General features: G+C 58.3%; 9 protein-coding genes. All 9 read right to left on the reverse strand.

The genetic code is table 11. The annotated features are described in order from the left end of the window. Window positions 1–256: 256 nt before the first annotated feature. Entirely contained in the window at window positions 257–1240 is a 984-nt protein-coding gene (locus WCO56_24825; protein MEI7732819.1) for a hypothetical protein, read from the reverse strand. Window position 1241: 1 nt separating this feature from the next. Further along, complete coding sequence (locus WCO56_24830) at window positions 1242–2753, reverse strand: tail fiber domain-containing protein (protein ID MEI7732820.1); 1512 nt, start codon at window positions 2751–2753, stop codon at window positions 1242–1244. Window positions 2754–2847: 94 nt separating this feature from the next. Next, window positions 2848–3504 carry a tetratricopeptide repeat protein gene (locus WCO56_24835; protein ID MEI7732821.1) on the reverse strand — a complete coding sequence of 219 codons (657 nt, stop codon included), beginning with the start codon at window positions 3502–3504 and terminating at the stop codon, window positions 2848–2850. A gap of 18 nt (window positions 3505–3522) precedes the next feature. Further along, entirely contained in the window at window positions 3523–4956 is a 1434-nt protein-coding gene (locus WCO56_24840) for a tetratricopeptide repeat protein (GenBank protein ID MEI7732822.1), read from the reverse strand. Continuing rightward, window positions 4946–7012, reverse strand: coding sequence for an urea transporter (locus tag WCO56_24845; protein MEI7732823.1), 2067 nt, complete (start codon window positions 7010–7012; stop codon window positions 4946–4948). Before WCO56_24845 ends, WCO56_24840 begins: the two co-directional genes overlap by 11 nt. An 8-nt stretch (window positions 7013–7020) precedes the next feature. Beyond that, window positions 7021–8379, reverse strand: a complete 1359-nt coding sequence (locus tag WCO56_24850; protein ID MEI7732824.1) for an alanine racemase — start codon at window positions 8377–8379, stop codon at window positions 7021–7023. Continuing rightward, window positions 8376–9416 carry an ATP-grasp domain-containing protein gene (locus WCO56_24855; GenBank protein ID MEI7732825.1) on the reverse strand — a complete coding sequence of 347 codons (1041 nt, stop codon included), beginning with the start codon at window positions 9414–9416 and terminating at the stop codon, window positions 8376–8378. The genes WCO56_24850 and WCO56_24855 overlap by 4 nt, the downstream gene beginning before the upstream one ends. 8 nt (window positions 9417–9424) lie before the next feature. Continuing rightward, window positions 9425–9661: a PqqD family protein gene (locus WCO56_24860; protein MEI7732826.1), complete on the reverse strand. Its 237-nt coding sequence runs from the start codon at window positions 9659–9661 to the stop codon at window positions 9425–9427. 401 nt (window positions 9662–10062) lie between these two features. Beyond that, complete coding sequence (locus WCO56_24865) at window positions 10063–14772, reverse strand: autotransporter-associated beta strand repeat-containing protein (protein MEI7732827.1); 4710 nt, start codon at window positions 14770–14772, stop codon at window positions 10063–10065. Between the last annotated feature and the right edge of the window lie 74 nt (window positions 14773–14846).

Genomic DNA, 14846 nt, shown 5'->3' on the forward strand with positions numbered 1-14846 from the left:
GCAAGGGCGACGCTGCCCGCAATGAATTTTATCACCTCAAAATGGCTGGTTTTGACTGCCCGCTGACAGGAAGTCGGCGACACAGCAGGTTTGGAAACCTGCGGTACGGGGGGGCCGTCCGCCGCGTTTTGTTTTCAGTATTCATCGTTTTGCAATACCCCGAAACTTGAAGTCATGATTTTCCAAATGAGTCAGTTGGAAGTCATCAGTGACCAAGGACCAAGCCAGCGCCGACTCACGGCGGCGGCTACGAGGTTCACGGCATCCGCACGGTTACGCGGTAGGCACGAACTTGACCGGAAGGCGAAGGATCGGTCAGCGTCATCGTTCCCCCGTTACCGGTGAGGTTGGTTTGCAACGGCACATTTGTCCACGAGCCGATGGGCAGTTGGGCGGTATAGGACAAGGAGTATTTGCGATTGGTCGAGGACTGGAAGGACAAGGTCATCCCACCCGCTTTCGCAATGCTCTGGATGCGGAGGCACGAAAGCGCGTTGGTGGGATTGGTGTCGGCGATATATTCCTGGTAGTTGTTCAGGCCATCGTGGTCGGGATCGGCGTTCCATGCCGCGTTGGTATTGTTCAGCCCGAAATAGCGGACCTGCCAGGCGTCATCAATGGCATCGTTGGCGTAGATGCCATAGTCGTCGTTGCCGGTGTTGATCACGGTGAGCGTCAGCGTACCATACGTGGATTGGTAACCTGCGCGCACAGTGGCGGCGGTGTTTTGATAGACGTTCGCCATTGTCATCAGACCGCTGGTGTTGATGGATGCCACCGGGCCGCTGACGACGCTCCAGGCGACGTTGGTGGCGGAAAGGGAAAGGGTGGTGGCATCATCCAAGATAGCTTTGACGGCAAGCTGGCTCGTGCCAGTTTCGTTGATATTGGTGAGTGTAGCGCTGAGGGCGAGGCTTTGCAAATCGCAGAGTTGACCCGCGTAGCCATGCCGCGCGACCACAGATGGCGAGACCGCCGTCGTGATGCCACCCAGGCTGCCAAGGCTGCCATCCATCGTGTAACTGGCGCTGCTGACGCGCTTGCCACCCGCGTCGAGCACCGCAGTGGTGCTGGCAGCAAACGCCACCGGCAGAATTCCGAGCAGGGCCAGCAAGAGCGGGACAATTCCGAAAGCCGAAAGCCGAAAGCCGAAATCGCCGCAGTCCGCCTCGTCACCTCGGCGGCTACACGGGGAGGGCGTTTCAAGCTGGCGTTGGGAAATGCGGAAAGGCGTGCGCATATTACTTATCCTGGAGAACGGAGACGGCACCTGGTTCGAGGCGGGGATCAAGCTGGTCCATCCTGGCTTCCAGGCGGCTCAGGCGTTTTTCCAGTTCGGCGATGCGCGCGTCCTTTTCTTTGACGAGTTCGTGAAGCCCCTGGATGGCGGCGAAGGCCACGCCATCGGCATCGGTGGAGTTGATGTGGCGTTCATCCTCGCCGATCCGAAAGGCGGCCTTGAAATCCTGCGCCATGGGGCCGATGTGGCGGATGGCGGGATCCTGGGTAATCAGGTTCCATTCGGTCACGGGAGTGGCAACTAATTTGGCCAGCACGGCGCGGGTGTCCACCGGCTTGAAGTTTTCCTTGAGGTTCCGATCGCTGACGGCCAGCCAGCCCCCGCCTCCGGCAGCCAGTTGCATGCCGGTGGTGCTGTTGGGGCTGGTGAAGAAACGGACACCGCCGGCGCAACGGGCGGTGAACTGGTTGTTGACCGTGGAATAGACCACATTGGTGCTGGCAGCATCGGCCCAGACAAAAGCGCCGAAGTTGGTCGCCGCCGCGCCCGCGCCCGCCGCGAAGGAATACGCGCCGCTGGCCACGTTGGCGTACCCCCCGGGGACGGTGGCAGCGTAGCCACTGGCCAGGTTGTCATAGCCACCGCCCACGGATGAAATGGTACCCGTGGCACCGTTATATTCGCCACCCGCCACAGTCGCTTCCAAGCCAGTGGCAAGGTTGGTAACGCCGCCAGCAACGGTAGCGCCCACGCCGCTGGCGTAATTGCCCAGCCCCCCCGCCACAGTCGCGTAATTGGTGGACGCGCCATTCAACCAGCCACCCCCCACCATTGAGGCCACACCATCCGCCAAGTTTAACTCGCCACCCGCGACGGTGGTTGCCAGGCCGGAGGCGGTGTTAGTCACCCCACCGGCCACCGTCGCCCCTGCCCCGCCGGAGACATTTCCAAGCCCACCTGACACGGTGGCATAGTTGTTGGTGGCATCATGCAGGTAACCGCCGGCAATGGTTGCCCCCAACCCGCTCAGATTATGGCCTGCGCCAATGAGCAGGCGCTGGCCGAGGACATCCGCGGTGGGGTCCAGATTGGCGGCAATCAGCGCGTAGCCGACAGCGGCGATTCGCTGGTCGGGCGAGAGCTGCTGGAAACCGGTGATACCATCGTTGAACCAGACCCGCAGACGGACATCGGAGTTGGTGAAGGCCAAGGAAGCGATGGCACCGCTTATGCCCGCGACATTTGTGTCGCCCAACAGCACCGAGTAAAGGCCCTTGGTAACAGTAAGGGCCACCGCCGTCACGGGCTGGCCCGTGGTGCGACCATCGTTACTCCAGAAGTTGGTGGTGCCGGTGGCGTTGATGAGGGCAAACTTGAACTGGCCGGTACCGTCGAAATTAGTGGTACCGACGGTGACGCGTCCCTGGTAATTCAGCAGTTGCGGCACCTGGGCAGCCACCGGGCGTGCGCAGAGCACATAGGCAGCCGCGAGATAGAGGTGAATGGGTTTCATGGGTATGTCTTTTATGAGGTTGGGCCGGTACACGATTGTTCTGAAGGGTGTTCGAGCGTTTTAGCTCATGCGGATGAGGATATCCGCGCTCCATTCATTTCTTGGATTCGGTCGCTTTTGAAGCGCCATTGAGTTGTTCTTTCGCCACCACGTTTTCCGGGTCGAGCGTGAGCACATCGGTAAAAATACGTTTGGCGTCATCACGTCGGTTTTGGGCGACCCTGACGAGGCCGAGTTCGGTGAGGAACTTCACATCGGTGGGATAGAGCGGCAACAGCCGGATCAGCACTTCCTCGGCGGCCTCGAATTTTTTCTGCATCCGGAGGGCAAAGGCGAGGCGGAGGTTGGCGTAGTAGTTGGAGGCGTCAATGCGGAGAATCTGTTTGGTGACGGTCTCGGTTTCATCGTACCGTTCCTGCGCGAGCAACGGCAGGGTATAGCCCAGTTTTGCTTCGAGGGACGCCGGCTCGATTTTCATCGCCGCCTGGTAGTAGCTCTTGGCGTTGGCATAGTTGCCGCTGAGGTAATACAGCCAGCCCAGGCGCAGATTCACGGTGTAGCCCTGCGGATAGGCGGTGACGACCGGGGCAATCGCCTTGATGGCGTCATCGTAGTTTTGCGCTTTCTCATAGCGATAGGACTTATGATAGGCGTCGCGGATTTCGTCATTGCTCAGTGTGGGAGTGCTGTTAGGCGTGGCGGCAGCGAGCGCGAGAGTGAAACCGACGGTCAGAATGAATGCATTTTTCATAAGGTGTTGCTTTGATGGTTAAAATTTCCAACTTAACATGGCCAGATACATGTCCGAACAGGCGTGCGGTGTGCGGGCAAGGTCTTTGAATTGCTCACGGTTGGCGCGCAGCGTCAAGGCCAGGTTGGCCGTGAGATCGTAGCGGATCTCCAGGCCGTAGCCGGCCTTGTGCAGCTCGCCGAGGTTATACACCGCGAAGCCACCATTGCGCACGGCGAAGAGTTGTTCACCGGCCCAGCCGAACGCCGAGAAGGTCCAACGCTGCCAATTGAGGGAGAGGCGGTCCTCAAGGGAGTAACAATTACGCCGTGCAAAATTATCGCGATTCAGATGAACCCAGTACCCCCGCAACTCATTATTCCAAGTGTGGTGCTCGCCGCGCCAGAGGGTGACGCCGAGGTGCGGAGCGATCTGGGTGACCTCAAGCTGGTTTTGGAATTTCGGATACGTGGTGTAATAACCGTCCACACCGAATGCCCAGCGATCCGCGTAATATTCCGCACCGCCGAACGCGACCCACCCCTGATCCGTGAACGGGTCTTCACTGGTAATGTAATGGCCGCCAAGGCGCAGATTGACGTGCGGGATGCTGGCGTTGGCATAGGCGAGGGTGGTGTCCCATTGGCGCAGGGAAGAAACGCCGCGATAGAATTTGCGGATATAGTCCCCCTCGGCTTGCAGCAAGTGCTCCGAGCCGTAACCGAGTGACGTATAGAGACCGACTGTATGCGCCTGATCTTTGGAAGCGGTATCGTGATACTGGAGATAACCGTAGAACGCCGCCGCTTCAACCCGAACTTTCCGCGCGGGGGCCGACGGGGCAAGCGGTTCATCGCGGGGCGGGGAGAGGCGGAATTGTGGGGCGGCCAGTTGCTGAAGGGCGACCGCGTTATCGGGGGCAAGGGTCAGCACGTCGAGGAAGAGGTATTGGGCGGTGGCGTTTTGCTTGCGGGCGAGTTTGACGAAGGCCAGTTCCAGCAGCAGAAACACATCCGTCGGGTAAAGTGGCAGCGCGTGGTTGAGAACTGCTTCGGCCTGCTCGTGCTTGCCCTGCATCCGTAACGCGTAGGCAAGCCGGAGGTTCGCGAAGTAGTTCGCGGGATATTGCTTAAGAATTCGGGCGGCAAGCGCTTCGGCCTCCGCGAACCGATTAAGCGCGAGCAACGACACCAGGCAGCCGAGACGGGCATCGAGTGATTGGGGGGCGGCCTGGATGGCAGCCTGGTAGTGGGTGAGGGAGTTGGTATAATCAGAATTGGTGTAGCATTGCCAGGCACGCCCGAGTTCAGTGGAGTATATGGAGGGAACGCCTTGGTCTTCCGCAGCAACGGGTGCGGCATACCCCACCAGGCATAGGAGCGCGAATGCGCCCTTTCGCAGGATGAGATTACTCACGGTGCTTGCGGACGGAGGCGTCCGCGCTCCTTGGCGGAGGTTTGCGTTATGACTCATGGTGCCTCCGCTTGAGAGTGACCTCCTCGACGGTTACCGACGCAAAACCCTTCTGACGATCTAACTCGACCGCCGCCGTCCGGCGCAGGTGCAGCAGTCCGGCCTCGATGACCCCCTCCACGCGACTCTCGCTCACAAACGTCTGCGTCACTTTCACCGTGGCCAGCCTGGGATACACGGAACTAAAGAACCCCACCAAGGCTTCGCGCACGCCAGCGGTGATCAGGCTCATGGGAACATGATCGTGCCAGGTTAAATTCTCGCGATAGGCCAGCGGCAGGCGAGGCAACGCGAGAAACAACAGGCGGAGCCAGGGATCATCGCCGGCGAGGCGGTAGGTATAAAACGTGCCTTCATGTTTGCCGAAGTAGAGCTGGCCGCGCGGAGACTCGAGATAAAACGTCCCGTCCGAGGCCATCCTCACCTTGAGGCTGAGTTCACCCACCGGACGGCCCTCGCGCAGCACGTCGTAATGCAGTTCGTCGTCGAGCACGAAGTTCGTGATATTATCAAGGCGTTTGTCGGTGTACAGGGGTTCGACAACGTGCTTTTCCTGCGGGAGATGGTTGGCCTGATATTTGCCATCCTCGGCATAGCTCACGAAACTGAAAGGCAGCGAAGCCGCGCCAATAGTATCAGTGGCCTGTACCTGCACGTGGATATGCGGCTGCGGCGAATAGCCGCTGTTTCCGCACAAGCCCAGCACCGCGCCGCGCTCCACCCACTCGCCCTGCTTTACGCGAATAGATTTTTCCGCAAAGTGCGAGAGCTCCACGAACCGCCCGCGGGCATCCTGAATGATGACCAGGTTGCCCCAGTTGTTGGTTTCATCCGCACCACCAATGCGGCTGTCCGGCAGATCGTTCACGAGTTGCACCACGCGTCCGCGCACCGGGGAGAGGACGGGCTTGTTATAACAATAGTAGTCTTCGAGCCGCCCGCCTTCGCCACGATGGGTTTCGCCTTGTTCGTCGGTGATGACGAAGTCATAGGCGTAGCGCCAACTGCCTTTGTGCGTCCACTGGCCATCCCAGCCCTGCCAGACGGTCCATTGGCCGGCAAACGGCAGGTAGAGAGTGAATTCCTGGCCGCGATAGCGCAGGCGATTCGCGAGATAATTCTCCAGTGTCTCTTCCGGCGTGCGGCCCACGGCAGCGGCGACCATCGGATGCCGCAACAGGCCCAGCACATACACGAAACCAAGCGTCACGGTGTTAAACGGCAGGGTGAAGGCCGGGATGCCGTAATAGCTCCAGAAGCCGGTGATGGCATCCATAAACACGGTGGACACCGCCACGCCAATGAACGCCAGCAGATAGCTTGTCAGCGATGGAATGAGGAACACGCCGCCCAGCGCCATGGCGATGAAGATGAAATTGAAGTTGTTGAGATCGGCGAACGCCTGGCTGGTCGAGCCGAGCATAAAGCTGCGAATAACCGCGCCCGAGTAAAAACCGAACAACGCGAGGAGAAACAGAATGCGCGAATAACGCAGCACGACGGCGCTCAACACAAGCCCCACGACCACGCTGGGCGCGAACAACACTGCCCCAAAGGCTTTGAAGAAACCGGCGAGCCAATAGGGCAAGCCGAAGTCGGCGGAGAGCAGCGCGGAATGCTGATGCATGACGACGTGCAGGTTCGAGTAGCGCAGCGAGCCGAGATAGGCGATGGAACTGACCACCACAAACGGCAGGCTGAGAATGGGCAGGCGGAAATACGTCGAGAAAACGTTCGCCGTGAACACAGTCACCAGAAAGGTGAGCACACCGGCGGAGACGATGAAGAACACCGTCAGTCCGCCCAATTGGAACAGATTTCCGAGCGACAACCCCACCAAAAGCGGGTTGTACGTGTAATAACCGGATTGAAGGAATTGCTTTTCCATCCGCACCAGGCGCGCAAACCCATAGGCGGCCAGCACCGCAATGATTCCCGCCAGCGCGACGTTCGGATTGACGAGGGTCACCGCAAAGATGACCGCGCCGACCGCGCCGTTGGGCAGAAAGAAGATTTCGGCGTAGCTGCTGAAGATGGCTTTGAGGGTATCCTTCATTTGGCTGCTCAATGGCCCTTGCCCGCCAAGCGTTTCGGCAATTTCTCGCGGCGGGTGATGTCCGAAAGGTCTTCCGCCTCGCGGATGAGGTCCACTTCACCATGCTCGCCGATGAGCACGGAGGCGGGGCGATACTCGATGAACTGTAGCGATTGCGTCTGGCTGTACGCGCCCACCGGTGAGAAAATAAGCCGGGTGCCGCGCGTCAACGGCGGCAGCGGCACGCCTTCATCAATGGCGTCAATGTTCATGCAAAGCGGGCCGTACACAATACTGTGCTCGTTAATGCCGCCGACTTCGCGGTCCATTTCGATGTTGAATTTATACCAGTATGCGGTGAAGAGCAAGTTTACGCCGGCGTCGGCAACATAGGCGCGGGTGCCGTCCGCCAAACGTTTCGAGGCCACTACGGTGGTGATGAGGTAGCCCGCCTCGTCCACCAGAGCGCGTCCGGATTCCAGGATAAGCTTTGGGAAATCACCCGGGTGTAGTGCTTTTGACAGCGCATGCGTGATAGCTTCGGCGAATTCATCAATGGAGGGCAGCGCGACTTCGGGCGGCAGATAAACGCCCTTGAGTCGGCTCTTCGACGGGAAGCCGCCGCCGATGTCGAGGTATTCCATGGAGAAACCGAAGGCCTTTTCGACCTCGTAACCGAACGCGACCATCTTTTCGATCTGCCGCGCGTAGGCCGAGGTTTCCATGATGAAGGTGCCAATGTGGCAATGCAGTCCATTCAGAATCAGTTTGCCGCCTTGCTTGATGCGCTTCACGGCTTCCAGCGCCTGCCCGGTTTCCAAGTTGAAACCAAAACGCGACCATTGCGGGTAAATGCCCGAGTCCAGGTTCAGGCGGATACCCACCTGCACCTGGCGTTTGAGTTTTCGGGCGATTTGTTCGAGGTCGTAGATTTCGTCCAAGTGATCCACGTTGATCATCGCGCCTTCCTTGGCGGCGGTTTCCAGGGCGGCCAGCGATTTGTGCGGGCCGTTGAAGATGATCTTCTCGCCGGGAATGCCGAACGCGCGGGCTTTCTGGTATTCCATCTCGGACACCACCTCGGCAATGGACCCTTGCTGGTGCATGACGGCGCAGATGGCGCTGAGGTAATTGGTCTTATAGGACCAGCCCATGACCACGTTCGGGTAACGGGTGGAAAACGCCGTATGCATCTGCCGGTGCTTCTGGCGGAGAGTCCGCTCCGAATACACGAACAGCGGCGAACCGTATTTGGCGACCAGGTCGTCAATGGTAACGCCATCAATGTCCGCGCGCACCTTGCGGGCATAGGCGGGGCTGCGCCCGAACTTGTTCATCAGTCCGGTCTGCAGTTTTCTAATGATGGGTTTTTCGTAGATTTTTTTCATGGTACTTCTCCATTGGTAACGATTTTTTGGAAGGCGGTCATGTCGGTGACCAACTCGTAGGTGTAGCGGATGAATAACTTGCCCGCCTCATACTCCGGCACAGGGGACACCGGCAGACCAAAGGCGCGGCGGACCAAGCGGGAGGGCAGATTGATGCCCACGCCCGTAGCAAAGTACGTCCAGGCCGGGAAACGCGGGTTGATTTCAATGAGGAATACTTCGTCGCCGTTGACGATGCATTCCAGTTCAAACGGCCCGCGCCACTTGAATTCGCGAATAAATTCCGCCACCGCCGCGAGCATTTTTTCGTTCTTCACGGTGACCCCGGTCCAGATTTTGCCCAGCGCGGTGATCGAGAGTTTTTTGATGCCAACCAGCCCAAGCGAGTTGCCCTCGCCATCGCCCAGCCCGACGACGTTCATTTCATCGCCCTTGACCACTTCCTGCACAATGATCGGGTAACCCCACTCCGCCACTAGGTCGTGATAGTGCGAAACGGCCTCGGCGGTGGTGTGGGACTTATAGGCTTTATAAAAACTGCCCTTGACCATCACCGGCAGACTGATTTCCTTGATCGCTTGCAGCAAGCCGTCCACGCTGTTCACCACCTTGGTTTTCGGGAGCGAGATGCTGATCTTCGAGGCGATGTCGTTGAGGTGGTCTTTGCCGCGCAGTTTGAATTGCTCCATGCCCGGCAGGAAGGTGCGAATGCCGTGGTCGGCCAGCGTCCGCGCGTTCTTGATGTAGAGCGGCAGCTCGGCGTCAAGATTCGGGATGACACAATCAAGGCCATGGCTTTCCTTGATATACAGCAACCGCTCGATGAACGCCGCCTCGCTGTGCGAGGGGTAAGGCAGGATAAAGGATTTGTCCACAACCCAATCCATGAAGATGCCCGGCTCCATTGCATCGTAGGCGAGCCCGACGATTTTCACCTTCAGGTCCGGGTCTTCCTTGAGGCTGCGCGCGACACCAATGCCGGGACCGGGATTGTCAATCGCGTTGATGCCGGAAACGCCGATGATGAGTTCTTTCATGGCACACCTCAAATCAGACAGAGTGATTTCAAGTTGCCGCGAAAGTCCGCCAGATCGCGCCGGGCGTCATCCAGGGACACTTCGTAGGTGTCGGTCAGTTTCTGCACAATGTCCTCGTCGCTTTTACCGTCGCGCAGACCATTGAGGATTTCCAAGCCAGTCTGGCTGACCTGAAAGCTGTCACCGGTGGCGGGATTGAAAACGAATCCTTCCGAGTTGATGGCCAGTTGAGAAAGCTTTTGCATAGGATGGGTTAGTGGATCGGATTGGGGTTGACCGTGAGGATATGAGAGCCGGGCAAGGGGTGTCCGAGCGCCTTGGAAGCGCCCATCCGGAGCCAGGTATTTTGCATGTTCACGGTTATTCTCATATCGTTCTGGCGTTAATATGCAACCTGATTGTTAAGAGAAAATTTGCTTATTCAGGGAAAATTGTTAAGAGATCGTTAATTTTTGCAGTTTTTGGGGTGTCCCCCCCCAAACGGGGAACGACGGAAAAAATGACCCGACGCGTGGTTGGGACATTCAACCGCTACGTAATCCCCCAAGCTCCAACCTTCAGTTGGATGTCAGCCGCACCGGCAGCAAAGAGGCTGATCACCGGCAGATATAATGAAACGCGCATGAATGCAGTGTTCAAAGGCAGCCTATTGGCTCTGGATGCGGTAGACCATTTGCTGGTTGGTTGCCGTGGCATCTTGAAGTTCCAGCAATCCGTTCGTGGTGGGCGTCACCGACATGATCACCGGCCAATTGCTCACCGGTGTGCCGCCGGAGATATCATTGGTGCCAAGCAGTTGGTAGGTGCGGTTGGTCTCGCCGTACACCTGCATGCTGAAGTTGGTTCCGGATACTCCCAGCAAAATATTTGTGATGTAGTATTGAACTCCGAGCGTCACTACTGCGCTGGTGACCGAACCATTCGCGTTGGTTACGACCACTCGGTAATTGCCAGCCTGATTGAGCCCAATATTGGTCACCGTCAGCGAAGCGGCCGTTTTTCCGGGCAGGGCATTGGTGGCATTGAAGTACCACTGGTATGCCGGCGCGGAACAATTGTACGCTAGGGCAACCTGCAAGCTCAAACCACCACCCTGCACCAAGTTGGTTGTGAGGGTCGGCAAATTAGTAGTAAAAGCTGGCAGATTGGGATCATGGACGGTCAGCCAAGCCACCTGGGAGGTGGCGGATCCATAGTTGTTGGTGACGATGACCTGATACGCCGCTGCATCCAGGCAGGCGGCATTCGTCAGGGACAGGATGGAATTGGTGGCATTGTTGACCAGGTTGCTATTGGCGTACCATTGATAAGTGAGTGGCGCAGTGCCGGTGGCAACCACGACCAAACTGGTATTATTGTTCAGGACCACCGTGGTATTGGTGGGTTGCACGGTGATCACCGGGGCATTATTCACCACCATGGCCACCACGGCCAGACGTCCGGTATTCAGACCGGAGGTATCCCAAACCAGGCTTTGGGCTGAGATGTCGGGTAGATTGGTAGCAGCAAACGCGCCGGTGATCGTGGTCGCCTGGAAGAGTTGGAAGGAATCACCCGCCGCAAGCGCGCTCATGCCTGAATTAGTGATAATTTCCAAGGTCCCCCCCAAGGTCAGTGTTGAGAGGCCGCGAATCAGATCATTGGTCAGAACGGATCCGGCCTTGCCAAGCTTTATCACATTGGTGCTGTTGGCAAGCAGGGTCAGGTAGTTACTGATGGTCAGCGTGCCAATACTGGTCCCCAATGCCAGCGTCCCGCCGGCATGGTTGGTCACGGCGCCGTTGATCTGACCGTACCCGCCCAGGGTGGCATTTGAGGCAATGGTGACGGTGGTGCTTCCCAAACCTCCGTTCACTGAGAGCGTCCCAGCACTGATCATGGTGGGCCCCGTGTAGGTGCTGATGTCCGTCAGCAGGAGTGCGCCGCTTCCCAGCTTGGTCAAACCGCCACCCGGGCTGGCTGCATCTTCCAACAGCGGCAGGGCGTTGGTTAGAGTGAAGGCGCTGGAGTCAATGATGGCACCGCCCGCCTGCACAAAAACCCCTGGATTGATCGCCGTGGCGTTGGTTGAGAAAATGGTGCGGTTGGTGCTTGCCGCAAGCGTACCGCCATTGAAGTTCAGTCGCGACCCGGTCCCGCCCAGATTGATGAAGGACACATTGGTCAGGAGGCCACCGGCAAACAGGGTGGCGTAATTGTTGGTGGTTCCGGTGGTGCCGCCGATGTTCAGATTTTGATTGCCCAGATTCCAAGTCGCGTTGGTGCTGCCGAAGGTCCCGCCTAGCGCGACAAAGTTATTGTTGGCGTTCGAGTACTGGCCAATGGTGCAGGTGGCACTGCTCAACAGTTGGCCGCCGTTGGTGACGAGCATGCTGTTGCCATACGCATTGGTGGCGGAGCCTACGTTGACCTGTCCGCTGTTCGTTGCGAGCACGAGGCCGCCCTGGCCAATCCACAGGCTGTTATTCGTGGCGCAGGGTGTCGTCACGGGGTCAAGGTTGCTTCCCCCCACATTCAAATAGCTGCCCATGTTCAAGGTGGATGGATTTCCGGCGCTGTCAGCCCCGGCGACCAGCCACCGGTTTGTCAACCCCTGGCGTCCCGCCCAGGAACTCCCGGCAGTAATGATCTGGCCGCCGTTGGTGACAATGATGGAGCTGTTCACACCGTAGGAGTAAAGCGCGCCCTGGTTGTTGCCAACGTTGGTGATCATGCCGCCATCCACCCGGCACCAGGAATTGGTGGATGTGGCAGTTCCGCCGATATAAACCCGGACTGCGCCTGCGTTCAGCAAGGATTTTCCGCCAGCCCCGTTGTCACCCGCCACCAGCAAACCGTTGCTGGTGGTTCCGGCTTGGCCGATGCTGAGAGAGATGTTGCCTGCTCCGGCGTATTGGCCGCAATACATCTGGCCGCCGTTGAGAATGCTCAGCAGGTTGTTTCCCGAGGTGCCCACGCCGCCGCTTCCAACATACAAGGCCATGTTGGTGGTGGAAACGGCCGGATTGCCAAGCCGCCAGACCGCATTGGAGTTCACCGTGACCACGGCGTTGGAAGCGCCATTGCCAATATAAGCGATGCCCCAAGTGCCATTGGTCTGAACCGAGGCGACATAATTGGTGCCGCCATTCATCGTCCAACTGCCATTGATATTCCATAAGGCATTGGAGGCGAGCGTCACATTGGCTGCGAGCGCCGTGGCTGCGTTTGAGGTCGTCAGCGTGCCTCCAAAAAAATTGAATGTCGAGTTGGTGGCGCCTCCCATGATGACATTAGTGGCCAGCAGGGTTTGAATATTCGCTGAGCCGCCCGAGAGTGTGAGCGTGGCGCTGGCCCCGGCGGTGGCACCCGCGTTCAGGGTTGCGGCGGGGGAGTTGATGGCCCCTCCGGCGGCAACGGTGAGAACGCCGGCATTGATGATGGTGTTGCCGGCATAGGTGTTGGTGTTGGCGAGGGTCAGTGTGCCGCTATTATTCTTGGTTAACCCGGAGGCGCCGGTGATGCCGCCGCTGCCGCTGAATGTATAATTTTTAACCGCGCCCACAGTGACGGATACCGGTGCGGGATTTCCCTGGATGTTGATGGACGGGGTGCTGGAGCCATTATCGTCAAACAACACATGGTCCGCATTGTTGAACACGGTGGCAAGCTGGCGCACGGTATTTGTCCAGTTTGCAGTAACGCCAATATCCCAAGCATTGGCCGTGCCGTCCCCTCTCCAAATTTGCGTGGCCACGCCCACACTGATGTTTTTGGTGCCGGAAAGAATGCTTCCCTGGGTCAGATTCGTAGCCGTGAGGCTAATGTTGCCGATGGTTTTCAGCGTGACATTGAACGTGCTGGATCCCCCGCTCAAGGCTGCGCTGGTGGGCAGCAGCGCGGCGGCATCGCTTGAGGTAAAGCCCACCGTGTCGCCGGAAGTCACCGGGTTCCAATATTGATCCACCGCATTGACCGTGACCGTAAAGGCATAGTTGGAGTCGGCTCCTAAGGAAGAGCCGGTCTGGCCGCTGGGCGTGCCGGGAGCGGCGGTTTCTCCGGGGACGAGCAGTTGCAACTTGGCGAACGCTCCCGGTTGAACCAGAACGCTGCTGAAGGTCCCACTTTTGAGATTTGCATCCATGGCGGTGAGGGTGATGGTTTCAGCCTTGTTATCCTTGCAGGTGATGGTGAAGGTGCCGGAAGAAAGTTGTTTGGAGTTGTCGCCAAACGTCCCATCGTCGTTGCTGTCATACTGCGCACTGCCGGAACTGCTCATGGTGACGATGGTGGAACTGTCATTGACCAGGTTACCGTCGACATCCTTGGCAGTGACGGTCACGCTGAAAGTGCCGCCTGCCAGTTGGGGGGTGGCGGCTGTCACATCATAATGGTCAATGGCCGTGGGCGTGGTGATGGCCAGCACCACGTTGGTGCCAATCACCTGAACGATGGCCGTGTACCCGGAACCGATTGCAGTGCCGGAAACTGTAAAGACGCCATTACTGGTGATGTTGCCGCCCACTTGCTGAATAACCGGGTAAACACCGGGATTCAGCGGAACCGAGCTATTGACGGTAAAGGCATTGCCATCCAGCACGAGCGTACCCTGTGAGATGGACAGCGCCGGGTGCGAGCCGTCGTAATTCAAGGTGATGGATTGTGAGCCAAGGCTGACCGTGCCCGAGGCATTGCCCTTGATGGTGGTGGCACTGGCGGTGCCGCTGGCGGTTAGCGTGGCCGAGGCCGGTATTGTGTATGCGGAAATCGCGGAGACATCCAGGGTGGCTCCGGCAGCGATACTGATGTTGGTGGAATTATTGATGGCGGCACCGGATCTCAGCGCCAGGGTGCCGACATTGATCCAGGTGGTCCCGCTGTGGGTGTTGGCCCCGGAAAGCGCCAGGGTGCCAGCCCCGAGCTTGGTCAGACCGCCGCCAAGGCTGTTGGGATCTTCCGTCAGGGGCAACTGATTGGTGACCGCATAACTCACCGAATCAATGATGGCCCCACCGGACTGCACAAAATTGGTGGCCGTCGCGTTGGTGGCCGCGATCAGGTACCCATTCCCACCGGCGGCCAGCGTGCCGCCGTTGAAATTCAACGCGGAATTGACGCCCCCCAAGATGACCGAGGATAGGTTTGTGAGCACCCCACCGGCAAGCAAGGTCACGGAGTTATTCGTGGCGGCGACGTTGTTGCCAATGACCATATTTTGACTGCTGTTGAGCCGCCACAGGGAAGTGCCGGTACCACCGCCGATGGTCGCCGAATTACCATTGCAACCATTCAAGAGTCCCACCGTGGCAGAGCCGGTGTTATAGACCAGGCCGCCATTGGTGATCATGAACGCATTGCCCACGCAGTTACTGTCCAAGGTTGCATGTATTCCGCCTATGTTATTCTAATTTGCTTTCAAGTTGAGACTAACAATCCATGGCCATGCTGTCA

The organism is Verrucomicrobiota bacterium (genome assembly GCA_037139415.1).
Taxonomy (GTDB): domain Bacteria; phylum Verrucomicrobiota; class Verrucomicrobiia; order Limisphaerales; family Fontisphaeraceae; genus JBAXGN01.

Coding starts and splice junctions, on each gene's coding strand:
- WCO56_24825 (MEI7732819.1), bottom strand. CDS start 1,240: ATGCGCACGCCTTTCCGCATTTCCCAACGCCAGCTTGAAACGCCCTCC.
- WCO56_24830 (MEI7732820.1), bottom strand. CDS start 2,753: ATGAAACCCATTCACCTCTATCTCGCGGCTGCCTATGTGCTCTGCGCA.
- WCO56_24835 (MEI7732821.1), bottom strand. CDS start 3,504: ATGAAAAATGCATTCATTCTGACCGTCGGTTTCACTCTCGCGCTCGCT.
- WCO56_24840 (MEI7732822.1), bottom strand. CDS start 4,956: ATGAGTCATAACGCAAACCTCCGCCAAGGAGCGCGGACGCCTCCGTCC.
- WCO56_24845 (MEI7732823.1), bottom strand. CDS start 7,012: ATGAAGGATACCCTCAAAGCCATCTTCAGCAGCTACGCCGAAATCTTC.
- WCO56_24850 (MEI7732824.1), bottom strand. CDS start 8,379: ATGAAAAAAATCTACGAAAAACCCATCATTAGAAAACTGCAGACCGGA.
- WCO56_24855 (MEI7732825.1), bottom strand. CDS start 9,416: ATGAAAGAACTCATCATCGGCGTTTCCGGCATCAACGCGATTGACAAT.
- WCO56_24860 (MEI7732826.1), bottom strand. CDS start 9,661: ATGCAAAAGCTTTCTCAACTGGCCATCAACTCGGAAGGATTCGTTTTC.